This is a genomic window from Desulfosporosinus sp. OT (assembly GCF_000224515.1).
GTDB lineage: Bacteria > Bacillota > Desulfitobacteriia > Desulfitobacteriales > Desulfitobacteriaceae > Desulfosporosinus.
This window is the reverse complement of sequence record NZ_AGAF01000063.1, coordinates 1-6,048: the sequence shown is the minus strand read 5'-3', so window position 1 is coordinate 6,048 and position 6,048 is coordinate 1. Positions and strand designations below refer to the sequence as shown.

The following is a 6,048-nucleotide window of genomic DNA, read 5'->3' as shown; positions in this document are numbered from 1 at the left end:
GTAATAAGAAATAAGCCTTGACAACTTTAGGAGGAAATAATGCTAACTATTAAAAATGATTCTGATACCGTAATAATAGTTTTACATGAAATATATGGGATTAACCAATATATAAAAATAACCTGCGACCATTTTAGTATGAACGGCTATGATGTTGTTTGTCCTGATTTAATAAATACTAGCCAACCTTTTAGCTATAATCAAGAAAAAGTAGCGTATCTGCACTTTATGGAGAATATTGGGTTCGAATCGGCATATCAGAAAGTCAAGAAATTTATATTACAAACTAGGACACAGTATAAATCTGTTTTTTTAGTAGGTTTCAGTATAGGTGCCACAATTGCATGGTTATGCAGTAACGAAAATAATATTTGTGATGGTGTTATTGGATATTATGGTTCACGAATAAGAGATTATATTGGTGTTACCCCTAAGTGTCCTGTGTTGCTCCTTTTCTCTCATGAAGAGAAGTCATTAAATGTAAAAGAACTAATCAATTCATTACAAGAAAAGAATATTGGTATTCATGTATTAAGTGGAAAGCATGGGTTTAGTGACCCATTTAATAAGAATTATTGTGAACAGTCATGTAAAGACGCGGAAAGATTAGCGTATACTTTTTTAGAAAAAGTAAGAAAAAATATTAAATGGAGTTGATACGCATTTTTCTTATTAGCTGTACTACGTAAAGTCCATATACAAATCGGTTTTGATAACTGAATTCAATTTATAGGGTGGGGATATTTACGAGTCAATCTTCGTTAAATTGGGATGCCTCAGCAAAGAGAAGGTTGGCGTAGAGTAGTATTTGTCGGTCCCGACGGAGAATTGATAGAATTTAGAGGTTACTTGCAGACCGACGCTGATTACTGTTTGCATATAATGTGATTATGGACTCTGTGATTTGAGGTGGAAGAATGAAGAGATGGGCCGTTGGAACAATTTTCTCGTTTATCATGATTCTCGTTTCGTTAGCATCTATGATTCAATTTTCTAACGGATGGACAATAGGGGATTATATTTTTAAGTTTCTAAATCAACCACCCTGGTCGAACGGTTTATCAGGGACACATTATAGTGTAATAGCTTTTCTGCTATTATTGCTTGGAGGAGCCATCTGTTTAAAGTTTTCGTTAGAATCAGCATCTGCTAAATTAGCTAATAGACTGAATATTATTACACTAATTTTGGTATTATGTTGGTTGCCAATTACATATGCAGGTAAACAATTAGTTATGAGATTTTCTACAGGGATTAACTCTATTGAATATGATAAAGGAATTAGCTCATGTAATTTCAAGGGCGGTGATGATGGTAGAATAATAATTTCTGCCGAGATAAATTTAACTAACCATGGCAAGAGACCTGTAACATTCCATATGGAGATAAAATCGCCTAGTACCAATGATGACTTAAAACGTTTCTTCGGGAATGGTTTGGTTTTAAAAGATAAGGATAACACAATGGAAACATTTGAGTTGAACCCAGGGGAGGCTCGTACATTTGAGATAGAAGCATATGCTGATAATTCAAGTGATTTACATATGTCAGGAAGCATGAGTACTCCCACATTGGTACTTTTTAATGAACAGGATGAAAAGACATTTGCTAGATAACTTGTGGTGAAAAGGGTAAGCTTTTAGCGGAGCGATGAATGAGGGCGTGAACGCACTATATAAAGTTGTTAATAATCAACTATATGTTGAGACAGAGCCTTGATCTGATTAGATCAATTAAAGCCGCATTCGTAGAATGTGTAGTACATTAACTTTTCAACTTTGAAATTCCGAGGTGAAATAATGCCAGAGATGGTTAAGATTAAGATGATAGGGTTTAATGAGGTAGAAGAAATATTGAGTACATTGACGGGCGATTTCGGAATGAGCACAGAATGCCTATCGAATTTGTTGGGAGTAAAAAATGATGGACATAAGTTTGAAATACCAACAGGCCATGAATATCATTCTTTTATGTTCTTACTGCTAATGTTAGACAATATTGTAAATGAAGAACCAGATTTTAAATTCAAAGCATTTTTAGAAGTGCTTATTGAAGTGCATAAGCTAAGTGCTAATACTATTGCTAAATTTGCTAAAATCAAAGAGCAGGATGTTTTAGATTTTATTAATGGCACTAACACAGTACCAATTGAGATAAAGTATAGACTTGCATCTGTCATTATGACATTAAGATTTATATTCAAAGCAGTTGAGCCAAAAATATAATTTCAGGGAGAGATACTGCACAGTATTCTTAAACCTATCAGTTCAAATTCCGACAACACTCCTGTGTTGGACGGCATATAGCATTATTAGTAAAAGTAGTAATTGTAAAAATTGTGCTTTTTAGAAAGGTCAATTGGTAAGAACTGTAGAATAGGATAATGAATGAAAGCTAAATCCAAATGATGGAGGCATCAAAATGAAAAAGTTCTTTTGGGTACTTGCATTATTGTTATCTTTAAGCTTTATGGGTTGTAGTTTAAAGACTAATGTCCAAGTTGACTTTGAAAAATCAAGTAGCACAAGTAGTGGGACGGTGAGCAATCCAGTAAAAAGAAATTTGGAATATTCATTAGACATAACTTATAGTAAATCTATGATGAAATTTCTGATAATTAATAACACATCTAAAGATATTGAACTAATATTTCCCAATACCCATACATTTGATTTCATATTGACAAAGGACGGAAATGTAGTATTTGACGATTATAAAGATAATCCAAATTCTGCTAAAAATAATTGGGAAACTCATCAACTACTAAAAGCTAATGGAGATAAAAATTATGTTGGGCAAGGCTATGACATTTGGTATGAAAGTCTACCGAAGAAGATTAGTGATGGAAGTTATAACTTCGAGTTTTATTCTACATCAGAAAAGCTAAAAGATGTTCCTTACTTAAAAGGGCAATTAGAGATAAAAAATGGAAATGTTAATGTCAATAGTATCCGACTTAATTAAATCTTTCCATCTCTAAATAGGCTTCTAACCATTTCTAACACTTCCATTCCAGCAGATGCCGACATCCGGCGTATTTAGGTAATAAAAACCTTTTGAGCGACCTTTGAAAGGCGAAGTGTATAGTAATAATGCTTACGTATAGTGTAGGTTTGAATAACATTGATTGGAACCAACTATTCCATCGATATGATTTTGGTGGGTTAGTTGCAGGGTACGGAAAAGAAAAAGATTACGATAAAATACGTACTGCTTTTGAACATAGCTATAAAGTAGTCACCGCTTGGAATAATGACAATCTGGTTGGTGCGGCCAGATTGTTATCTGATGGAATTTGTTATGGGATGATTTTTAACGTTGGAGTTTTGCCAGAATATCAGAGGCTAGGGATAGGCAGGGGTTTAATTACAGAATTACAAAAGGAAAACCAGCATCTTTGTATCCATTTAACATCGACATTTGGGAATGAAGAGTTCTACAAGAAATTAGGTTTTAGAAACATAGAACTGCTTTTGCCAAGTATCCATACCAATCAGATTATTTAATTGGATAAAGCTGACTGCGATTATTCTTAAATCCATCAGTACAAATGCGACCCCATCCCAGAGTTGGATGAAAGGCATTGTAGATAATGTAAGCAAGAATTTTAGAAGGGTGATATTATGCCTTGTGTTGCTCAATTCGGTATTATAGACGAATTTGAAAAGAATAAAGATTACTCTGACTATGAGCCTGAGAAATATCATTTGGTTGCTATTGATGATGATGATTTTATAGATGATTGGTGGAATAATCTAACAAAAATCAATACTTATTTCCATAGCTACAACAGACCAGCATCTGCACTCGCAAGATATGGTGTTACACTTATCCCTCCTGAATCATTGGAGCCATTTTGTAACATTGTATCAACTGATAATCGTTTTAAATCATCAAAAGAATTGATTGATTTACTAACATTGCGACGAAAGGCAATCTCAGAAAACAAATATGTCATTCATTATGGTATATGAGGTTAGGTAATAACATAATTCTTATACTGGTTACCATCAATAGGATAATCTGAACCGAAAGCATAAAAGTGCCCAATTGCTAGAGGAGGCAATAAATGACTTCAGTAAAAAATGCCGTCCCACCTTGTGTTGGACGGTATTCAAAGGATTACTGGCAAACCAAGTTCATACATGAATATGATTAAACTTGATTTAGGTCAAACAAGCTAAAACTAAAAGCAAATTATAGAGACCTAATAATTTGTCACTTATTTTATGTTGCATTTATAATTACCTCCTATCCATAATTTGAATTGGTTTAATTTTCAAGCAACTCAGCATTATATTTTTGTTCATTATTGCGTTAATACAATATCCATAAATTACCACTTTCTATTCCTGCGTTAATAAATAATATTGAAGAAACAAATATTATAATTTACCTTCTGAATTATTCTATGCAACCTTCACATAAATAGCCTATTTCCACCAAGCAAGCAATCGTTACTTATAAAATACTTTTTGACGACCCAAACTCCTGATGACTTGTTTGAAATAGGTTGTTTAATAAATTATTCGCTATCAATAATAAATTTCCCTTTATTTTACTTATTCCTGTTTGATGATGGACACTTTATAGACTTATGTCCGTTGAATCTACTTCAGCTAATTCTTAAACTGTACTTTTCGTCTTGTTTCTTTCACCACCGATAAACGGAGGTTTTACCGTGATATTAAAACATCAAGTGATGGAGATGCTTTTAAACGCTTGCCCCTCTTTCAAAGAACCCTGGAAAGAGTATTTTGATTATAGCTACCAGCCTGGGGAAGAACAGCTTCTTTATGTTGACCTTGGCGAATTTGCGGTGCATCTAGTTAATCTTTATAAAGGAAAAAGTTTAGCAGAATTTCCTGATGTGTTTGAAGTAATTGAAAGACTTCATATTGATGGGGATGATTTCGTTAAAGAAGCTGCTACTATTGGATTATTAGAGGGTATTCAGAATGTAGCAGGAAATATTGATTTAAACCCAGAGATTTTTCATGAATATCTTAAACCTGAGTCCAAAAAGTGGTGGGATAGATTGATTGATTTTTGGAGTGGTCGAAGTCCTTCGGTGTAGAATATTCGAATTACTTTCAACAGTTAATTCGCAAAATTCTTATTTGTTACCTAATGTAGGAGTATCCTAATAGAGAGGAGATTATTGCAATGAAGTATTTTACTAAAAAGTGGTACGAAACCTGTCAAAAAACTGGTTTACATTTGTCTCTGGAGGAAGCTGAAAAAATTTCTTTTGGAAATTAAAGTAGTATCAGATACTAACCCTTGCTTCAGATTATTCTTATCTCATGCCTCATTGATAGAATGTGAAAGTGAGAGAAACATGAAGAAGATTTATGTACTTATATTAGCAAGTATAATTGGTATTTTTACTATAGTTTTAACAATCGTTTTTAATAACAATTACACATTTGTAAAAAGCACTGATTTAGAAAACGAGAGTCTAGCAGGTATTAATATTATGCAACCTGTAGACAAAACATACTTAGAAAAAGAATTTGGAAAGTTATCAGAAGAAATTACTAGTGATAAAGGAGAGAGGAGCTTATTATTTTATAATGAACCGTATTATGTAGATGTTCAAGTAGATAAAAACAATCATGTAGTAGGAATAAGAGTTAATTACTCAGATAAAACAAGCAATACAAAATTTAATACAAATAGAAATATAGGGTCAAGCTCATCGTTTTCCGATATACAAAAAGCTTACGGTGGAAATTATTCCAAAAAGACTTGGCGAAATTTTATGGGTAGTGGGGATGGTTACGCTATGTTATATATAGATAAGGTACACCATGTTACTATTGAATTCGCATTTAGTGAGATTAATCCTGACAATGATAATAGAAATGATTTATTTTTATCAAGTATCAGCTTAAATTAGTCGTGACCTTAATTACGCATTGGTACTATAAAAGCACAGGTAAACAATCCGATGACCGGGTTGGATGCCTGTGCTTATTTACTTATAATAAGGGGAAAATGGCCTGGCGTAGTTCGCATTGGATTTTGCATCCGTAGAATAATCAG

8 protein-coding genes are annotated in these 6,048 nt (G+C 33.1%); all 8 read left to right on the top strand.

Annotation, left to right across the window (positions count from 1 at the left end; translation table 11 throughout):
- Window positions 1-39 precede the first annotated feature (39 nt).
- Entirely contained in the window at window positions 40-657 is a 618-nt protein-coding gene (locus DOT_RS05445) for a dienelactone hydrolase family protein (protein ID WP_009615326.1), read from the top strand.
- 260 nt (window positions 658-917) lie between these two features.
- Entirely contained in the window at window positions 918-1,616 is a 699-nt protein-coding gene (locus DOT_RS05440) for a hypothetical protein (RefSeq protein ID WP_009615324.1), read from the top strand.
- A 183-nt stretch (window positions 1,617-1,799) separates the two neighbouring features.
- Window positions 1,800-2,225: an HTH domain-containing protein gene (locus tag DOT_RS27710; protein ID WP_009615323.1), complete on the top strand. Its 426-nt coding sequence runs from the start codon at window positions 1,800-1,802 to the stop codon at window positions 2,223-2,225.
- Between the two features lie 196 nt (window positions 2,226-2,421).
- The gene (locus DOT_RS05430; protein ID WP_009615322.1) at window positions 2,422-2,964 is read left to right on the top strand and encodes a BsuPI-related putative proteinase inhibitor; all 543 of its coding nucleotides are present in this window, start codon (window positions 2,422-2,424) and stop codon (window positions 2,962-2,964) included.
- Window positions 2,965-3,092: 128 nt separating this feature from the next.
- Window positions 3,093-3,506, top strand: a complete 414-nt coding sequence (locus DOT_RS05425) for a GNAT family N-acetyltransferase (RefSeq protein WP_242833777.1) — start codon at window positions 3,093-3,095, stop codon at window positions 3,504-3,506.
- A gap of 117 nt (window positions 3,507-3,623) precedes the next feature.
- Window positions 3,624-3,974, top strand: a complete 351-nt coding sequence (locus tag DOT_RS05420) for a hypothetical protein (RefSeq protein WP_040411328.1) — start codon at window positions 3,624-3,626, stop codon at window positions 3,972-3,974.
- Between the two features lie 707 nt (window positions 3,975-4,681).
- On the top strand, window positions 4,682-5,077 hold the full coding sequence (locus DOT_RS05415; RefSeq protein WP_009615320.1) for a hypothetical protein: 396 nt from the start codon (window positions 4,682-4,684) through the stop codon (window positions 5,075-5,077).
- Between the two features lie 174 nt (window positions 5,078-5,251).
- Window positions 5,252-5,902 carry a hypothetical protein gene (locus DOT_RS31690; RefSeq protein WP_009615319.1) on the top strand — a complete coding sequence of 217 codons (651 nt, stop codon included), beginning with the start codon at window positions 5,252-5,254 and terminating at the stop codon, window positions 5,900-5,902.
- Window positions 5,903-6,048: the final 146 nt, after the last annotated feature.